The sequence below is a fragment of the Carnobacterium sp. ISL-102 genome, from assembly GCF_018612935.1.
GTDB classification, from domain to species: domain Bacteria; phylum Bacillota; class Bacilli; order Lactobacillales; family Carnobacteriaceae; genus Carnobacterium_B; species Carnobacterium_B alterfunditum.
Genome location: NZ_JAGGRF010000006.1, coordinates 20303 through 37713, shown reverse-complemented (window position 1 = coordinate 37713; position 17411 = coordinate 20303). Strand labels below are relative to the sequence as shown.

The following is a 17411-nucleotide window of genomic DNA, read 5'->3' as shown; positions in this document are numbered from 1 at the left end:
AACTTTATCGTAACTTTTTCAAAATAAAAGACATCTAAGAAGATTAGAACTCCTTAGATGTCTCGTAAACCTTGATATATCAATGCGGCCGAGAAGACTCGAACTTCCACGGGAGAAACTCCCACCAGCCCCTCAAGCTGACGCGTCTACCATTCCGCCACGGCCGCCTTTTAACAACAACTATTATTATATCAACGTTTTGAAAGATTGTAAAGATTATCTGATAATCCATATTTAAAAAAAGTCCAAAAAAATTCCGAGCCTCATTTTTTTATGAGAGGATATATTACTATAAAAGGATTGAAGTTATATTTGTTGGGTTTATGAAGCTCTCCATTCTATGACTAAAAACGAAATCTCCTTCTTGTTTGAACTGGGATCCATCAAAGGATAACCATTCTACTATTTAATTGTTTTCAATAGGTACTTTTACCTTCCGAAAGCTTTCTATTGCTTTATGCTTTATGGTATGATTAAAGGTAACTACTATGCTTTTTTAAGAATGCTATAAAGGCATGAAGAATATAAATTCATCGACAGAACTAGGTATTAAGGTTTAAAAAACGAGTTATAGAAAGGTGATAAAATTGAATTTCAAAGAATTTGAAGAATTTTTAAACGCTAATTTGGGAAGTAAAAGTATCTTTTTTGAAAAAGCTATGGAAGACCAGATAAGAAGAAACGCCAGAAGAGCTCCCGCAAAAAGATGGAATGAAGCAAAATTAGAGCGAGCTGTTGACAAAATGTGGACGGACATGGCTACAAGTATTTACAATAAGTTTAAAATATCAATCAAAACTAATTCATCTGACCCTTATCAATCTTGGATCGACTTTATTGAAAAAAATGAAGCTTTAGAAAACTTAGATGAAATGATGACCGAGTTAGAATTTGGATAAACGCTCATACTGGAATAATTTATTCCATGAGGCTTGGACATACGTCCAAGCCTATTTGCCTATCTAGCTATTCATTCTAAAGATACTTCTAAAAGTAGCCTCGTCAGCATAAAAATGTAAAACTATACAACAAAAATAGACCCTAAATATTTTATGATTCAAATATTTAGGGTCTATAATTTTTGGTGTCAACAGTTCAGTTTGATCACTCACTTGAAATTTCTGTCGGAATAGGAGTTGCTTGTAGCCATGTAAAGAATCCAATGCGAATTACAAATCCTTAACGCTTTAGCGATTAAGCTTTGTTTGAGGCTTGGAAGCCTGGAAGACTTGCTTTTTAGGCTTCAGGCGTTTCCATGGCTCTCCACAAGCAAATCCGTTATTCCAGAAGAAATTTTCTTTTAAAACACCAACACCATGTATTGAATAATCGATATATAACAAAAAAAGTATCTGTTTATCAGTTTCCTGATAAACAGATACTTTTTCCTATTCTCGGCTGGTTATATCCCAACCTTATCATTTTATTCGTTTTAAGATAATAGGGTTACATCATGCCGCCCATGCCAGGATCCATTCCCATTCCGCCCATTGGAGCGTCAGGTTTTGGTTGGTTTGCAACAACTGCTTCAGTTGTTAACAATAGAGCTGCAACACTTGCTGCATTTTGTAAAGCAGAACGAGTTACTTTAGTTGGGTCAATAATACCAGCATCGATCATATTTACCCACTCATCAGTAGCCGCGTTATACCCTACGCCCAAATCAACGCCTTTTAATTTCTCAACAATTACTGAACCTTCAAGACCAGCATTTGTGACGATTTGACGAACAGGCTCTTCAAGAGCACGTAAAACAATTTTCACACCAGTCGCTTCATCGCCAGTTGCTTCAATTTCTGAAACTTTACGTTGAACATTGATTAAGGCAGTTCCACCACCTGAAACAATTCCTTCTTCAATAGCTGCGCGAGCTGCATTTAGAGCATCTTCAATACGTAATTTAAGTTCTTTCAGTTCTGTTTCAGTAGCAGCTCCAACTTTGATAACAGCTACTCCACCAGAAAGCTTAGCTAAACGTTCTTGTAATTTTTCTTTGTCAAATTCTGAAGTTGTTTCAGCTGCTTGAGCTTTAAGTAAAGCTACACGATGTGAAATGGTTTCAGTTGAGCCGGCACCTTCAACAATCGTAGTAGCATCTTTTGTCACAACTACTTTACTTGCATGTCCTAATTGTTCAATAGTTGTATCTTTTAATTCTAGACCTAGGTCTTCAGTGATAACTGTTCCGCCAGTTACAATAGCAATGTCTTCAAGCATCGCTTTACGACGATCGCCGAAACCTGGAGCTTTAACAGCTACAACATTAAATGTTCCACGCAATTTATTTAAGACTAATGTAGGAAGTGCTTCTCCATCAACATCATCAGCGATAACTAATAATGGACGTCCTTGTTGTAAGATTTGTTCTAATAATGGAAGAATTTCTTGAATATTAGAGATTTTTTTATCAGTGATCAAAATATATGGGTTTTCTAAGTTAGCTTCCATTTTGTCGTTATCTGTTACCATATATTGTGATAGGTAACCACGATCAAATTGCATTCCTTCAACTACGCTTAGTTCTGTTTCGATCCCTTTAGATTCTTCAATCGTAATAACACCGTCTGTTCCAACGCGTTCCATTGCTTCTGCGATCAATTCACCTGTTTCGGTATTTCCTGAAGAAATAGCAGCAATTTGAGCAATCGATTCTTTTGAATCTACTTGTTTAGAAATAGCAAACAATTCTTCTACCGCAACTTTTGTAGCCAATTCGATCCCACGACGAATCCCAACAGGGTTTGCTCCAGCCGTTACGTTTTTTAAGCCTTCACGAACGATTGCTTGAGTCAATACAGTCGCTGTTGTTGTTCCGTCTCCAGCAATATCATTTGTTTTAGAAGCCACTTCTGAAACAAGTTGTGCTCCCATATTTTCAAAATGATCTTCTAATTCAATTTCTTTTGCGATCGTAACGCCATCATTTGTGATCAATGGTGAGCCATAAGATTTTTCTAAAACAACGTTTCTTCCTTTAGGTCCTAATGTTACTTTAACAATATCAGCTAAAATGTCTACGCCACGTAACATTGATGCACGAGCGTCTTCAGAAAATTTAATATCTTTTGCCATTTTTTCCTTCACCTCATTAATTTAGTTTGTTCAAGTTTTTGCTTATTTTATTTAATCTATGACTGCTACGATATCGTGTTCTTTTACCACTAAATATTCTTTCCCGTCATATTTCACTTCTGTTCCAGCATATTTTTCAAATAGCACAGTATCTCCTACTTTTACTGACACTGCTACTGTTGAGCCGTTTTCTAAAATACGACCTTCCCCAACAGCTATGACTGATCCTGTTTGAGGTTTTTCTTGCGCTGAACCCGGTAAAACAATACCGCTGATTGTTTTTTCCTCTTCCTTAGCAACTTCAATAATGACACGATCTCCTAATGGTTTTAACACGTAAATCCCTCCGTCTAAATTATTTCTTCCATTTTAGCACTCAGACAATCCAAGTGCTAAACTACTTCTTTATAATAACAAATATAGAAAAGAATGCAAGAATTTTCATCTCACTTCTAATTCCTTTTTGATCACATCATTTTTATCGAAAAGGATTTTTTGTCTTCTATATGTTGTATTCCTTTTATGGTATACTATAAAGCGAAGTTATTTTCAGTTTAGTTAAATTTGAGTTGGTTCCTATTATTTTATTAGTGAGCTTTCTATCGTGTACTGATAAAATTATTTACTAAACTATGTAAAAATGAGAATCATTTATTTCGAAAAAAGAAGGTTTTGATCACAATGAAAAAAATAGTCAGTCACACATCGATTTCAATGCTATTGTTTTATCTGATAGCACAATTTCTACCAGTGCTCATCATTTCGGCAGCTCCAAAAAATCTTCAAACAGAAGCTTCGATTTATGGAACGATAATCAGTTTTTCTTTAGGAGCAGTTGCTATGCTTTTACTGAATCGGAAATCCAACATAAAAAATTCGTTGACCTCAAGTCCATCCTTACCCTTAAAAAGTGTTTTTTACTGGGGGATCGTTGTTGGGATACCTTTGGTACTTTTAACGCAATATTTTGCAAATATCATTGAGATTTTGGTATTGGGACTTCCAATCGATTCTACTAATACGCAAAATATTCTTTTGATTGTAGAAAGCTATCCTATCTATATGATCATTGTTTCTATTATGGGACCGATCATGGAAGAATTTGTTTTTAGAAAAGTGATTTTTGGTTTCCTATACGATATTACAGGTGGAATAGGTGCTGCGGTGATCAGTTCGCTTACCTTTGCTTTTATGCACTTTGATGGACATATTTTACTCTATTCTGCTATGTCTTTCGTTTTTTGTTTTCTATATAGTAAGACAAAAAATATTGCTACCCCAATTATTACCCATATTGCTATGAACACACTAGTTATGTTAGTGACCTTCTTTTGATGGATCACTAAATATTAGAAAGGAATTTTTAATTGATAAAAAATCGTAATTTTATAACACAAATCATCATTACCTACTTGATGTCGGGAGTTTTCATCTGGTTTGCTATTGATTCTGTAGGTAACTCTGGTTGGACATTTTTCTCTGTACTTTATGTCCTATTTTCTACAAGTTACTTTATTAGGGCTTCAAAAATACTTGAAGTTTACTATAAACTAAAAAAAGGAAACAAACCTTAAAAAGTTTGTTTCCTTTTTCATTCAACTATTCTTTTGTTGACTCGTAATGATCCAAGAAGTAAATCAACGTTTGAAGTTCATTTGTTAGATCAACATTTTGTACCCTTACAGTATCTGGTACAGAAATTCTAAATGGAGTAAAGTTTAAAATGCCTCTAACATTTGCTTCAACTAATCGGTCAGCTGTTGCTTGCGCTACAGTTGATGGAATAGTAATAATAACAACTTCAATTTGTTGAACTTTTAATTGTTCGATCATATCGTCCATGTGATAAATAGGTACACCACTTAAAATGGTTCCAACGATTTCTTCATTTATATCAAAAGCTGCACTGATACGCATGTTATTGCTTTGATGGAAGTTGTAGTTTAATAAAGCACGACCTAAGTTCCCTACTCCAATAAGAGCAACATTCGTTAACTGGTCTTGTTTAAGTGTTTTACTAAAAAAATTCATCAAATCTTCAACGTCATATCCGTATCCTCTTTTTCCTAAAGCCCCAAAATAAGAGAAATCTCTTCGAATCGTTGCACTATCAACTTTGATAGCTTCACTTAATTCAGTTGAAGAAACACGTACCTTTCCGGAATCGTATAAGAATCGCAAATAGCGATAATAAATAGGCAATCGTCTAGCTGTTGCATTGGGTATTTTCTTTTCTACCATTCTTTTTTTCCTCCATCGGTCACTTGTTTTTTCACAAACAATTCGTTATATTTTTTTCTTCACAATCTTTTTCTAACTGACTTTTTTATTATATCATTTTTTCGGTATAATACTAGCACTTTTTTTTAATTCTATGCATTTCAATATACTTACTAATAGTTATATTGTAAAAATTCACAAGAACCTTTGTGAATCAGCTTCTTAATAGTTAGCTTTTAATGGATTGTAATTTCCCTCGACCTAAATCTATGCTAAACTAATACTGAGAATGATGAAATGAGGACCAAGACTATGATTCTATTACAAGCACAACATGTTGCCCGCCATTTTGGAGCAGATGTGTTGTTCGAAAATATATATTTAGAAATCCAAGAAAGCTCTCGTATCGCTTTAGTTGGACGAAACGGCACAGGTAAATCAACTCTTTTAAAAATGATTGCGGATATAGAACAACCTGACGCAGGAAAAATCGTTAAAGGAAAACAAGTTAGTATTGGCTATTTAGCTCAAAATACTGGTTTGACTTCTGAAAGAACCATTTGGGATGAAATGTTAACCGTTTTTGAATCGGTCATTCAACTTGAAAGAGACTTGCATACTATTGAAAAACAGCTTGGAGACCCTGAGCTGCTTTCTAATGAAGAGTTATACCATGCAGCCTTAAACCGCTATGACCATATCCAAAATCGTTTTCGTGAGGAAAACGGCTTTGGGTATCAAGCTGAGATCCGTTCTGTTTTACATGGTTTTCGTTTTTATGAAGCCGATTATACTAAACATATCAGTCAACTTTCTGGTGGTCAAAAAACGCGATTAGCTTTAGCAAAATTACTATTAGAAAAAAAAGACTTATTGATTCTAGATGAGCCTACTAACCATTTGGATATCGAAACATTGAGTTGGCTCGAGATCTATCTACAATCTTATGATGGCGCATTACTGATTGTTTCCCATGACCGTTATTTTCTAGACAAGGTCGTAAATGAAGTTTATGAGATCAGCCGTAAAAAAATCTCCCATTATAAAGGAAACTATTCAAAATATTTGGATTTAAAGGCTGCACAACTGGAACAAGAATGGAAAGAATTCGAAAAGCAACAAGGCGAAATAGCCAAGTTAGAAGATTTCGTCAGCCGTAATTTAGTGCGTGCTTCAACAACTAAACGTGCCCAAAGCAGACGTAAACAATTAGAAAAAATAGACCGTATCGGGAAACCTCAAGGAGACGAAAAATCAGCCCATTTTTCTTTTAAAGCAGAAAAAGAGAGCGGTAATGCTGTTTTGACCTTATCTAACGGTGCAATCGGTTATGACGATACTATTTTATCTAGCCCTGTTAATTTAGATGTTCGAAAATATGACTCTATTGCATTAGTCGGACCAAACGGGATTGGAAAATCTACATTATTGAAGTCACTTATTGGACAACTTCCATTGATCCAAGGTGAGAAGCACATTGGTACAAACGTATTACTGGGTTATTATGATCAAGAACAATCTGATTTAAATTCAACAAAATCAGTTTTAGCAGAACTTTGGGACGATCATTCAACTACTCCTGAAAAAGATATTCGTTCTATTTTAGGCAGTTTCTTATTTTCAGGCGAAGACGTAGAAAAAGCTGTTTCTTCATTGAGTGGTGGAGAAAAAGCGCGCCTAGCTTTAGCTAAACTAGCAATGAATAAGGATAATTTCCTCGTTTTAGATGAGCCTACGAATCATTTGGATATTGATAGTAAAGAAGTTTTAGAAAATGCCTTGATCGATTTTGATGGGACGCTGTTATTTGTTTCTCATGACCGTTACTTCATTAATCGAATCGCGACAACTGTCGTTGAGCTCTCTGAAAATGGCAGTACTCTTTATTTAGGTGATTATGACTATTATCTTGAAAAGAAAGCTGAACAAGAAGAACTTCGTTTATTGGCTGAAGCTGAGACCTCTAAAAAGTCTAAAGTTGAATTGCCTCCAACGATTAAAGCAAATCGAGAAACCAACAAAGCTGAACAAAAAATGCTTCGTCAGTTAACACGTCGTATTGAATCGATCGAATCGGAAATGGAGGTTCTTGAGACTGCCATTACGAACTACGAAACCCAATTAATCGATCCAGAGGTATTTGGAGACCATCTGCGTGTGCAAGAACTGAACGAAGAGATGACGGTTGCTCAAGAAAAATTCGATAATTTAGTGAATGAATGGGAAGAAAAAAGCTTGAAATTAGAAGAATTACAATAATTTAAAAAAGCAAAAAGGAAATTGGATCATTATCCCAATTTCCTTTTTTTTAATGGCTGTATAATTTTTAGTGTTGATAGACTTAATCTAATGGCATTACTTACCCCGAAATTCATGGAGGAATAGGATTGCTTGTAGCCATGTAGAGGATTCAATGAGAATTACACACCGTTGCCGCTTCAGCGATTACGGTGTGTTTGAAGCTTGAGAGCCTGAAGAATTTCTCTTTAGACTTCAGGCGTTCCCATGGCTCTCCACAAGCAAATCCGTCCATTCCAGAAGAATTTTTTTTGAAGCATCCATACCATTTGTTGTAGCACCTTTTTAATTAAATGTTAGACCAGGCTTAGCATTCAATGCATAATCTGTGAATTGATTTTTTTGATATTGGATGGATGCAGCTGCTCCAATCATAGCTGCATTATCCCCGCAAAACGCTAAAGGCGGAATAACTAATTCCACATCTGGCAATTCTTCAGCCATTACTTTCGTTAGAGTATCACGCAAACCTTTATTTGCAGCTACTCCCCCAGCTAAAAGCAACTGCTTCACTTTGAATTCTTTAGCCGCTCTAAGCGTTTTTGAAACTAAAACTTCAATGACACTTGCTTGAAAACTAGTTGCTAAGTTGATGTCATTTAGCGGTTCTCCCTTTTGGTTTGCGTTATGAACCGTATTGATAAAAGAACTTTTTAGTCCGCTAAAACTAAAATCATAATTATCTTCTTTCATCATAGCTCTTGGAAAATGATATGTATCTTCTCCAAGTTGAGCCATCTCATCAATTTTCTTCCCGCCAGGATAAGCTAAACCTAATACTCGTCCGATTTTATCGTAGGCTTCTCCTGCTGCATCATCTCTGGTTTCTCCAATGATCGTGTAATCTCCATCTTCTTTCATATAAACTAATTCAGTGTGTCCTCCACTAACAACAAGTGCTATCAGTGGGAAAACAAGCGGTTTGATCAAACGATTAGCATAAATGTGTCCTGCCATGTGATCAACAGCGATCAATGGCAATTGGTGTGCATAAGCAACAGCTTTAGCTGCATTAACGCCTATTAAGAGAGCTCCCACTAGGCCAGGTCCTTGTGTAACGGCTACTGCTGAAAGTTCTTTATAACTAACGCTCGCTTCAGTCATAGCTTCCTCAATGCATTGGGTGATTTGTTCTACGTGATGGCGACTGGCAATCTCAGGTACTACACCGCCAAAACGCATATGGCTCTTTATTTGTGATGCAACAATATTTGAATGAACGGTCGTCCCATCTTCAACCACGGCAACGCTGGTTTCATCACAACTAGATTCAACAGCTAAAATTAAATTTCTTTTTATAGACATACTTTCACTCTTTCTTTAATAGACTCTTTTTACATACTTAATTGCATGATCAAGGCATTTTCTATTGGATCATGGTAATAATTTTTACGAACAGCAATCGTTTTAAAACCTGCTTTTTCATAAACGGTAACTGCAGCCTTATTCTGCTCTCGCACTTCTAAAAAAATCATTTTAACTTCTTTGTCTTTTAAAAACGCTATAAATGACTGTAAAAACAATTGACCGATCCCTTGGTTATTAAATGCCTTCAGAATGCCAAATGTTGTTATTTCTACTTCATCAAAAAGCTGTGTATATCCTATAAAACCAACTTTTTTTCCTTGTTGTAGAACGATCCCGTATTCACTGTAGGTTTCTGTTAATTCACTCTTATACGTTTCAACAGGCCAAGGACTTCCGTTTGGATAACTATTCTCAGCTAATTGAAACAATTCATGTTCGGTTAATCGTGTACTTTGATTGAACAAAAAAACAGCTTTTTCATTTTTATACTGCTCGTTCATTAGTTGATCTGTCATAAAATTTTACTCATTTCCAGTGCATCTTCTAAATCACCAGTATAGTAGTCTTTTTTTATCTTTTCTTTTTGAAACCCTAACCTGTCATAGAGGCGTTGGGCCTTCTCATTTGAGATACGAACCTCTAAATTAATTTTTTGCATGCCTTCATGTTGAGAAATTTTTTGCAATTCTGTGATCAAGAAAGTAGCGACACCTCGCTCTTGGCAGCTCGGAATGACAGCTACATTTGTGATATGTGCTTCTTCTTCGACTAACCAGGCACCAATAAACCCGATAGCCTTATCAGACTCTCGAACGATCAAATAAATAGCTCGGGTGTTGTTTTTTATTTCATCTTCTAATGCTTTTTTATTCCAAGGCGTTTTACCATTATAGCAAAGTGATTCGATCTTTAGAATATCTGCAATATCGGATACTGTGCCGATCGATGCCTTCAAAAAAGAACCATCACTTAATTGAATAGTTTCTCTTTCTAATCTTGATCGTTCAGCTAAATTTTTGCTAAACTCAGGTTGACTAAGTAAATCAATTTCTTCATTTCTAAACCACTGCTTAAATTTTTTCAACATAAGCTTCCTCCAGTTGATCTGGGTGTTCTTTACGCCAATTTTCCTCCGCTTCTGCTAATTTCAAATAATCAGGAGTAAACGTGTGAGCATCGACAGGCTCTTCCTTTAGGCCTAACAAACCTAATACACTAGCTTTTGGAAGGTGATCCTTTAATGGAGCTTCATACACCCGGTTCATTAGATAACGTTCAAATGTATCTTTATATAAGAAACGATCTTCTCCAATCAATTCGAATGTTCCTTCTTTATTGCTTAAATATTCAGCCCATTGTTCTGCAGAAATATGTTTGTCTGCTTCTATTTGAATCAATTCTCCATTTTGCCATTGATACAAACCAGTATAAATATTTTTACGGCGGGCATCAAATAAAGGCACCAAATAATGTGGTAAAGCTTCGCAATTCCCAGCTAACATTTTCAAACTAGAGATTCCTACTAGTTCGATCCCAAGCGTCCAAGCTAACGTTTTGGCGATCGTTACTCCAATTCGTAACCCTGTATATGATCCAGGTCCTTTAGCTACTACTATCCGATCTAGCTCACTGGGTTGCCATTGAACATCTTTCATTAATTCGTCAATCGCAGGCATTAAGCGTTCGCTGTGATTGCGTTTGATATTTGTTGTGATTTCCCCTATAACTTTTTCTTGATCTAATACTGCAATACTCATTGCTTGATTAGATGTATCTATTGCCAATACCTTCATGAAACGGCTCCTTTTTTATACGACTAGTCCATTATAATAATTTTATTTTAGCACATATTTCGTAAAAACTTAAATCTCTAATTTTTGGCTAGTATTTTGAAAGCGTATTAGTTGATTTTCCGTTTTCAAAAAGTTATGCTTCACTTGTAATATAATTTCTATTTAATTTCCAAATACTAAATCGTTCTGATGAACTATTTAGAAAAACACTATTGCTACCGCAAAAAAATTATTCTTATAGGAGGAATTGAACATGGAAAAAAATGATGGAATAAAAGATAAAGCTAAAGGCATGAAAGATAAGGTCGTTGGTGAAGCTAAAGATTCTTATGGTGACGTTACAAACGATCGCAGCAAACAAGCTGAAGGTAAAGCTCAAAAAGCTAAAGGCGAAGTTGAAAAAAAGGTCGGCGAAGCAAAACACGACTTTAATGACAAGAACGACAAATAATTATTAATTCTGTTTCCCCCAAAGGGTACTGCTAACGTGGTATCCTTTTTTAACTTAGCTACTTTAATTTCATTAAGGAGGTTCTAGCATGGCTAAAATTTTGATTACTGGAGCTGCAGGAAGGATCGGCAGAGTATTAACGACTCATTTAAAAAAAGAACATCAACTAACCTTAGTCGATATTGCTTTTTCTGATTCTGATAAAGAACTTGTAAAAGGTACCGTAACAAAAAAATTGGATTTATCTGTTTTAGAAAATTGGAAAGATCTATTGAATGAGATTGAATACGTCATCCATTTAGCTGGCGATCCTAGTCCCGAAGCAAAATTTTATGACAGTCTTTTAGATTTGAATTATAAAATTCCGCATAACCTTTATCTGGAAGCTTCAAAAAATAATTTCATCAAACGCATTATTTTTGCCAGTTCGATCCACGCTGTCGATGCTTATCCACAAAATGTGCAAGTTGCTACAACTGATCCGGTCCGGCCCGCAGATCTCTACGGTGTATCTAAAGTTTACTTAGAAGGGTTAGCCAGTCATTACGCTTTTACAACTGGATTAGAATCGATTGGTATTCGAATTGGTGCCTTTAGAGATGATGATATTCCTGCAAAAGATGACCCTGGAGCAATGTCAGATTACTTATCGAGCAGAGATATGTGCCATCTCGTTGACTGCTGTTTAAGAGCAACCTTGAAACAACCTTTCTTACTAGTCAATGGTGTTTCAAATAACACTTTCCCGCGTTTAGATATCGATCAAGCTAGAGTAGATATTGGCTATCAACCTAAAGATGACGGCTTTAAAATGTACGGATATTTTAAGCAAGATTAATATCTCTCGGTAAAGGAAAAGTCTTCGTCCTCATTTAAAGAAAACGATTGTTTAACCAATTTAGTCACCTGTCCCTCAAACAAAGTATGATCGCTAAAGCTCTGTCATTCACATTGAACCCTTTTCACGGCTACAAATAACCCCCCTTCCTACAACAACTTACAAGTAAGCGAGTAGACCAATCTATTTTTGGTATAAAAAACAGGTGTAGATGAATTTCTTCATCCACACCTGTTATTATACAATTAGAGAAAAAAGTCATTTTCTTTTTAGTTTTTCGGTTCACTCGAATCACTTTCTCGAATCATTTTCACCTCATAAATGGCCTTTATAATGATGGCTGCCGCTGCTCCTACTAGTGCTCCTATAGGTCCAAAAATCAGCATACATACAGCCGTTGAGATAAATGTATAAAGCGGACTTACACCAATCTCTCTTCCTGTAACAAACGGCTCAGCGATTTGGCGAATCACAGTAATGATGATATAGACTAAACCTAATTGCCAAGCAATTGTTGCATTCCCGATCAAGAAGTGGATAAGTGCCCACGGAATCATGATGATTCCACTTCCTACTATAGGAATGATGTCTACCACTGCAATTCCTAATGCTTTTATTCCCCAATAATCGACCCCTATAATGAAAAAGCCGATACATAGCAAAACAAATGTCAATGCAGCTAATTTTAATTCTGCTTTAAAATATCCTTTGATCCCCTTTATCGATTTAACCAGTATTTCATTTAAATCATCCATTGCCATTCCCCATTTTCTATTTATTTCGTTTATTGTACAAGAAATCTAAAACTTTGCCATCCAACTTGAGAAGTATTTTATACATCGACAAAAAATCACCTTGATCAATACAGTTTTCTACTGCTTTGATCAAGATGATTTTTTTATCTAACTGTTTATTTTATACCAAGTTTTAGAGGCAAAGACGAATCACTTTATCATACTTCGTTTAAATGAAGGCCATGATCAAGAAATTCAAAACAAACAATCCTGTTGAGACCCATAAAACTGGATGGATGTCTTTTGTTTTCCCTTTAGACACTTTGACAATAACATAGAAAATGAATCCAGCAGCAATACCATATGAGATACTATAAGATAATCCCATAAAAATTGAAGCAAAAAATGCTGGAATAGCTTCTTCTAAATTATCCCAATTGATTTCTAAGAATGATGACATCATCATTACACCAACTAGTATCAATGAAGCAGAAGTTGCTTGAGTTGGTACAAGTGCTACAAGTGGTGAAAATAAGCTTGTCAATAAGAATAATACAGCTACCACTACACTTGTTAAACCCGTTCTTCCACCAGCTGCAATACCAGCTGCACTTTCAACATAAGTTGTTGTATTAGATGTTCCAAAAAGAGCTCCTGCAGAAGTTGCAATCGCATCTGCAAATAATGCTTTGTCCATTTTTGTTTTGAATCCTGTACTGTTGTCTAGTGCTAGTTCATCTTCTGCAGTAAATATGCCTGTTTTGCGACCAGTCCCAATAAAAGTTCCAATCGTATCAAATATATCAGACAAACTAAAAGCAAAAATCGTCATGATGACTAACGGTAAGCGAGCTGCATCAGTGAATAATGAAATCATTCCTTCATTACCGAAAGCAGCACCAAACGTTGTTCCTAATTCAGAAAAAGCATTTCCTAATGAATTAGCTGGGTTAGATACGACTGATACATCAACAACGCCCATTGGGATTCCAATAATAGTTGTAAGGATGATCCCAATCAAAATAGCTCCTTTAACATTTTTCACTAGTAAGATCATCGTAATGATCAAACCTATCAACGCTAATAAAGATCCGGGATTTGTAAAGTTAACTAAGGCAGGAACAATTCCTCCACCCGTTACAATACTTGAGATACCTTCAGAGTAAGAACCTGCTGCATCAAAAGGCGTATTATTAATACTCTCGATGTTTCCAGGTTCAGAAGTAAATTGAAGAAAACCTGCATTTTTAATTCCAATATAAGCAACAAAGACACCGATTCCGGCACTAATAGCATGTTGTAGACTTTCTGGAATGGAATGAATGATCAATTTACGTACCTTTGTTACTGTAATCAGAATATTAACTATTCCACAGATAAAGACCATTGCTAGTGCTTCTTGCCATGAAAAACCTAAAGCAAAAACAACTGTATACGTAAAGAAGGCATTTAAGCCCATTCCAGGAGCTTGCGCATAGGGTACATTTGCAAATAACCCCATCACCAACGTACCAACAACAGCAGCTATTATGGTAGATAAGAAAACAGCCTGTGTAGGCATACCAGTTAGAGATAAAATTGCCGGATTAACAAAAATAATATAAGACATTGCGAAGAAAGTTGTCAGCCCTGCCATAATTTCAGTGTTTACTGTCGTTCCATTTTCTTTCAGCTTAAAAAATTTCTCCATTTTACTATTTCCCCACTTTTTTTATATTACAAAGTGAACCTAATTATTTAAGTTAATGAGTTTTAGTTTTTCTACCTAACCGCTAGTTAAAAATATAAATACAAAAATTGAAAATAAAAAAATTGCAGTTATTCCAATGTGTCTAATGAATCTCTAAATAAACCAAAACGAGTTTATTTAGAACCAATAGTCTGAACATTTACGGTGTCCGGTAGAAACTTAAAGCCCATATCGCTTAATTATATTCGGTTCTAAACATTGCAAGTTAATTATAAAAGATATTTTTTTGAAAATCAATAAAAATAAGAATATTATATTAAATTAATCACTTTATAGTTCGTGTTTCCTTTCAAAAAAGCAGATATATCTAACAATATTGAATAGTTGATCAGTATTTGCTCTTATTTGTTTTTAATTATTAACCGCTCTCTTTTTAGGCGATTTTCATTTTAACTATAAAAACAAATTACCTTTCACTCCCACTAAAGACATTTTTTTATTTTCACTTGCATACGTTACAATAGATTCAGATTGCAAAGGAGGGATCAACAATGGATTTCACACAGGTAAAGGGATACAGTGATTTAGATACAAATCAAATCAGTTGGTTAACGCATGTTTACGCACAACATATGGATACATTGGATGATCCCATTAAATATGCCAAAGAAAATATTAAAGAAGTCATATGGAACAATGTTCTTCAAACAATGGACATTTGTTTTGACAACGGCGAAATCGCTCATTATAGCAGCAATGGAGAATGGGCTTACGCATAACTTGCGTGAAGCTATCTTATCAATAGTGATATTGATTAAAATTTTAAAGTTTACAACAAGAGTAATTCTCGGTTGTAAACTTTTTTTATTTTTCAAAATAAAAGATATCTGAGACACATTTTTTTATTTTAATTTTGATTGATAGTATAATTATAGAATAAGAAATAGGTGATTAGGAGGGATCGTTATGTTATCAAAATTAACTCAAGTCAAAGGCTATTCTGATTTAGATGAGGAACAATTGCAGGTTCTTAGTTTAGTTTACGCTCGTCACATGGATACATTACAGAACCCACCCGAGTATGCGGTAGATAATATTATTGAGATCAATGATAATTCTAAACAAAATTTCGTTTCGATCACTTTCAAAAACGGCAAAGTTTTCCATTATACTCCTAATGGTTCTTGGTACTGACTAATTTTATTCCCTTAAGATCTACTTTTTCCAGCATTTTTTAGAGAACGCACTCTCATTTGATGAAGCATATCATCAAATAAGAGTGTGTTCTCTTTGTTTTGGCTGTTTCCCCAACTTTTCCGATTATTAGAAGCCCCACTCTTCCATGAAACGACTTTTGATGAACAAGTAGAACCAAAAAAAAGACTTACTTCTACGTGAAACGGCTCTTCATGTAGAAGTGGAGCAAAAGAAAATCCTCACTTGTTCGTCAAAGCTGGTTTGACGAACAAGTAAGGCACAAAAAAAACTCACTCTTCCGTGATGGAAAAGTAAGTTTCAAAAATAGTCATGCCTAACCTAACTAGGTCATTGTAACGAATTCTTCAGCTCCAGTAGGATGGATAGCCACCGTGTTATCAAAATCTGCTTTAGTCGCACCCATCTTAATGGCTACAGCGAAACCTTGAAGCATTTCATCCATTCCTGTTCCCATTCCATGGAGGCCTACAACTCTTTCTTCCGGTCCACAGCAAACAAGTTTCATATAAGTCTTTTGTCTGTTTTTTGTAATTGAACTGTGCATAGCGGTAAATCTTGTCTCATATGTTTTTATTTGTATTTCACCGAACTTATCAATTGCTTGTTCTTCTGTCATACCTACTGTCCCAATTGGTGGGTGGGTAAAAACAACTGTTGGTATATTATCATAATTTAAATGCTCTAATGGTTTATGATTAAACAAACGCTCAGAAAGACGTCTTCCTGCTGCAATAGCAACTGGTGTTAGTTCAACACGGCCGGTTACATCTCCGATTGCATATATCCCTTTTGCGGTTGAATTTTGAAATTCATCCACAACAATATATCCACCATCATTAACGCTAACATCCGTCGCTTCTAAATTTAAATTTTCTGTATTTGGCTTACGACCGATTGCCCAGATAAGCGTGTCAGTTTCATGAGTTGTTCCATCTTCTAAATAAAGAGTCAGGCTGCCATCATCATTCTTTTCTACTTTCTCAGGAGTCGCATACGTATGAAGAGTAGCCCCTTCTCGTTCCATAGTTTCTAGCAATCCCTCAACTATGATCGAATCAAAATTTCTTAATGGTGCGTGCTGGCGAACAAATAAATGCGTATCAGATCCTAATCCATGCAATACACCTGCTAATTCTACTGCGATGTAACCTGCTCCTACGATTGCTGTTCGTTTTGGCAATTCTGTTAGTTCAAAAAAGCCATCCGAATCTATACCATATTCAGCTCCTGGAATAGTTGGAAATTCTGATTGTCCACCTGTCGCAATTAGAATGTGGTCTGCCGTATATTGTTTCCCGTTTACTTCAACGGTTTTATTATCAATAAACTTCGCATAGCCGTTTATTAAATCAACATCATTACTAGCTAACCCATTCTCATAACTACCGTGTAATCGTTCAATAAAGGCTTCTCTATTTTCAACTAACTTAGAAAAATTAAAATTTTTCGAAGGTATATCGATCCCATAATCAGAAGCATATAAATTCATCTCATCCATCATTTGTGCTCCGTGCCACATAATTTTTTTAGGTACACATCCTACATTGACACATGTTCCACCGATAACATTGCTTTCTATTAGCGCGCCTTTAGCCCCATGCATTCCTGCACGATTGATAGAAGCTATTCCACCACTTCCGCCACCGATAGCAATATAATCATACTTCTCGATCATTTTATCTCCTACTTTCTTTCAATGTACTTACTTAAGTATAGCTATTTGTTAACCATAAAGAAAGGAGAAGCTTTCGCAAAATTAATATATCATTATAGTTACTCAGATCTATAA

Annotated in this window: 17 protein-coding genes, 1 tRNA gene and 1 riboswitch; of the genes, 7 read left to right on the top strand and 11 right to left on the bottom strand. The window is 35.4% G+C overall.

Annotation, left to right across the window (positions count from 1 at the left end; genetic code table 11):
* Window positions 1-83: 83 nt before the first annotated feature.
* Window positions 84-167 (bottom strand) — tRNA-Leu (locus J7E16_RS05545).
* A gap of 411 nt (window positions 168-578) precedes the next feature.
* On the opposite strand from J7E16_RS05545, the gene J7E16_RS05540 reads away from it, so the two are divergent.
* A complete protein-coding gene (locus tag J7E16_RS05540; protein WP_353049865.1) occupies window positions 579-899 on the top strand; it encodes a hypothetical protein in 321 nt (106 codons plus the stop codon).
* 547 nt (window positions 900-1446) lie between these two features.
* On the opposite strand, the gene groL is transcribed toward J7E16_RS05540, so the two are convergent.
* The gene (gene groL, locus J7E16_RS05535; protein WP_214889659.1) at window positions 1447-3072 is read right to left on the bottom strand and encodes a chaperonin GroEL; all 1626 of its coding nucleotides are present in this window, start codon (window positions 3070-3072) and stop codon (window positions 1447-1449) included.
* A gap of 51 nt (window positions 3073-3123) precedes the next feature.
* Window positions 3124-3408, bottom strand: a complete 285-nt coding sequence (groES, locus tag J7E16_RS05530) for a co-chaperone GroES (protein ID WP_214889656.1) — start codon at window positions 3406-3408, stop codon at window positions 3124-3126.
* A 345-nt stretch (window positions 3409-3753) separates the two neighbouring features.
* Here groES and J7E16_RS05525 point away from each other — a divergent pair, with 345 nt between their 5' ends.
* Window positions 3754-4407 carry a CPBP family intramembrane glutamic endopeptidase gene (locus tag J7E16_RS05525; RefSeq protein WP_214889653.1) on the top strand — a complete coding sequence of 218 codons (654 nt, stop codon included), beginning with the start codon at window positions 3754-3756 and terminating at the stop codon, window positions 4405-4407.
* Between the two features lie 264 nt (window positions 4408-4671).
* On the opposite strand, the gene J7E16_RS05515 is transcribed toward J7E16_RS05525, so the two are convergent.
* On the bottom strand, window positions 4672-5313 hold the full coding sequence (locus J7E16_RS05515; protein ID WP_214889651.1) for a redox-sensing transcriptional repressor Rex: 642 nt from the start codon (window positions 5311-5313) through the stop codon (window positions 4672-4674).
* A 291-nt stretch (window positions 5314-5604) separates the two neighbouring features.
* Here J7E16_RS05515 and J7E16_RS05510 point away from each other — a divergent pair, with 291 nt between their 5' ends.
* The gene (locus J7E16_RS05510) at window positions 5605-7551 is read left to right on the top strand and encodes an ABC-F family ATP-binding cassette domain-containing protein (RefSeq protein WP_214889649.1); all 1947 of its coding nucleotides are present in this window, start codon (window positions 5605-5607) and stop codon (window positions 7549-7551) included.
* Window positions 7552-7875: 324 nt separating this feature from the next.
* Here the strand turns inward: J7E16_RS05510 and tsaD are convergent, their stop codons facing one another.
* Genes tsaD through tsaB form a run of 4 tightly spaced genes read right to left on the bottom strand, consistent with a single transcriptional unit; the run spans window position 7876 to window position 10691 of the window.
* Window positions 7876-8895 (bottom strand): tRNA (adenosine(37)-N6)-threonylcarbamoyltransferase complex transferase subunit TsaD, encoded by a 1020-nt coding sequence (gene tsaD, locus J7E16_RS05505; protein ID WP_034545927.1) that lies wholly within the window; start codon window positions 8893-8895, stop codon window positions 7876-7878.
* A gap of 29 nt (window positions 8896-8924) precedes the next feature.
* Window positions 8925-9413 carry a ribosomal protein S18-alanine N-acetyltransferase gene (gene rimI, locus J7E16_RS05500; RefSeq protein ID WP_214889647.1) on the bottom strand — a complete coding sequence of 163 codons (489 nt, stop codon included), beginning with the start codon at window positions 9411-9413 and terminating at the stop codon, window positions 8925-8927.
* Window positions 9410-9985, bottom strand: coding sequence for a ribosomal protein S18-alanine N-acetyltransferase (gene rimI, locus J7E16_RS05495; RefSeq protein WP_214889645.1), 576 nt, complete (start codon window positions 9983-9985; stop codon window positions 9410-9412). The genes rimI (J7E16_RS05500) and rimI (J7E16_RS05495) overlap by 4 nt, the downstream gene beginning before the upstream one ends.
* Window positions 9969-10691, bottom strand: a complete 723-nt coding sequence (tsaB, locus tag J7E16_RS05490; RefSeq protein WP_214889643.1) for a tRNA (adenosine(37)-N6)-threonylcarbamoyltransferase complex dimerization subunit type 1 TsaB — start codon at window positions 10689-10691, stop codon at window positions 9969-9971. The genes rimI (J7E16_RS05495) and tsaB overlap by 17 nt, the downstream gene beginning before the upstream one ends.
* 253 nt (window positions 10692-10944) lie before the next feature.
* Here tsaB and J7E16_RS05485 point away from each other — a divergent pair, with 253 nt between their 5' ends.
* Together J7E16_RS05485 and J7E16_RS05480 are read left to right on the top strand one after the other, a co-directional pair.
* Window positions 10945-11142, top strand: coding sequence for a CsbD family protein (locus J7E16_RS05485; protein ID WP_214889640.1), 198 nt, complete (start codon window positions 10945-10947; stop codon window positions 11140-11142).
* A gap of 88 nt (window positions 11143-11230) precedes the next feature.
* Window positions 11231-11980: an NAD-dependent epimerase/dehydratase family protein gene (locus J7E16_RS05480; protein ID WP_214889637.1), complete on the top strand. Its 750-nt coding sequence runs from the start codon at window positions 11231-11233 to the stop codon at window positions 11978-11980.
* A 269-nt stretch (window positions 11981-12249) separates the two neighbouring features.
* Here J7E16_RS05480 and J7E16_RS05475 read toward each other — a convergent pair whose 3' ends face one another.
* A complete protein-coding gene (locus tag J7E16_RS05475) occupies window positions 12250-12735 on the bottom strand; it encodes an AI-2E family transporter (RefSeq protein WP_214889633.1) in 486 nt (161 codons plus the stop codon).
* 208 nt (window positions 12736-12943) lie between these two features.
* Entirely contained in the window at window positions 12944-14404 is a 1461-nt protein-coding gene (locus J7E16_RS05470) for an NCS2 family permease (RefSeq protein ID WP_214889631.1), read from the bottom strand.
* Between the two features lie 167 nt (window positions 14405-14571).
* Window positions 14572-14672: riboswitch (purine riboswitch) on the bottom strand.
* Window positions 14673-14955: 283 nt separating this feature from the next.
* On the opposite strand from J7E16_RS05470, the gene J7E16_RS05465 reads away from it, so the two are divergent.
* Both J7E16_RS05465 and J7E16_RS05460 read left to right on the top strand, forming a co-directional pair.
* Window positions 14956-15183 carry a glutathione reductase gene (locus J7E16_RS05465; protein ID WP_214889628.1) on the top strand — a complete coding sequence of 76 codons (228 nt, stop codon included), beginning with the start codon at window positions 14956-14958 and terminating at the stop codon, window positions 15181-15183.
* A 187-nt stretch (window positions 15184-15370) separates the two neighbouring features.
* On the top strand, window positions 15371-15598 hold the full coding sequence (locus J7E16_RS05460) for a hypothetical protein (RefSeq protein ID WP_034545951.1): 228 nt from the start codon (window positions 15371-15373) through the stop codon (window positions 15596-15598).
* A gap of 346 nt (window positions 15599-15944) precedes the next feature.
* Here J7E16_RS05460 and gorA read toward each other — a convergent pair whose 3' ends face one another.
* Window positions 15945-17297, bottom strand: coding sequence for a glutathione-disulfide reductase (gene gorA / locus J7E16_RS05455; protein WP_214889625.1), 1353 nt, complete (start codon window positions 17295-17297; stop codon window positions 15945-15947).
* Window positions 17298-17411 lie beyond the last annotated feature (114 nt).

What these genes read in the sequence shown, in the direction of transcription:
- J7E16_RS05470 (WP_214889631.1), bottom strand. Translation starts at nt 14,404, where the DNA reads ATGGAGAAATTTTTTAAGCTGAAAGAAAATGGAACGACAGTAAACACT.
- J7E16_RS05460 (WP_034545951.1), top strand. Translation starts at nt 15,371, where the DNA reads ATGTTATCAAAATTAACTCAAGTCAAAGGCTATTCTGATTTAGATGAG.
- J7E16_RS05525 (WP_214889653.1), top strand. Translation starts at nt 3,754, where the DNA reads ATGAAAAAAATAGTCAGTCACACATCGATTTCAATGCTATTGTTTTAT.
- J7E16_RS05480 (WP_214889637.1), top strand. Translation starts at nt 11,231, where the DNA reads ATGGCTAAAATTTTGATTACTGGAGCTGCAGGAAGGATCGGCAGAGTA.
- rimI (WP_214889647.1), bottom strand. Translation starts at nt 9,413, where the DNA reads ATGACAGATCAACTAATGAACGAGCAGTATAAAAATGAAAAAGCTGTT.
- J7E16_RS05515 (WP_214889651.1), bottom strand. Translation starts at nt 5,313, where the DNA reads ATGGTAGAAAAGAAAATACCCAATGCAACAGCTAGACGATTGCCTATT.
- gorA (WP_214889625.1), bottom strand. Translation starts at nt 17,297, where the DNA reads ATGATCGAGAAGTATGATTATATTGCTATCGGTGGCGGAAGTGGTGGA.
- tsaB (WP_214889643.1), bottom strand. Translation starts at nt 10,691, where the DNA reads ATGAAGGTATTGGCAATAGATACATCTAATCAAGCAATGAGTATTGCA.
- rimI (WP_214889645.1), bottom strand. Translation starts at nt 9,985, where the DNA reads ATGTTGAAAAAATTTAAGCAGTGGTTTAGAAATGAAGAAATTGATTTA.
- groL (WP_214889659.1), bottom strand. Translation starts at nt 3,072, where the DNA reads ATGGCAAAAGATATTAAATTTTCTGAAGACGCTCGTGCATCAATGTTA.
- J7E16_RS05510 (WP_214889649.1), top strand. Translation starts at nt 5,605, where the DNA reads ATGATTCTATTACAAGCACAACATGTTGCCCGCCATTTTGGAGCAGAT.
- J7E16_RS05475 (WP_214889633.1), bottom strand. Translation starts at nt 12,735, where the DNA reads ATGGATGATTTAAATGAAATACTGGTTAAATCGATAAAGGGGATCAAA.
- tsaD (WP_034545927.1), bottom strand. Translation starts at nt 8,895, where the DNA reads ATGTCTATAAAAAGAAATTTAATTTTAGCTGTTGAATCTAGTTGTGAT.
- J7E16_RS05485 (WP_214889640.1), top strand. Translation starts at nt 10,945, where the DNA reads ATGGAAAAAAATGATGGAATAAAAGATAAAGCTAAAGGCATGAAAGAT.
- J7E16_RS05465 (WP_214889628.1), top strand. Translation starts at nt 14,956, where the DNA reads ATGGATTTCACACAGGTAAAGGGATACAGTGATTTAGATACAAATCAA.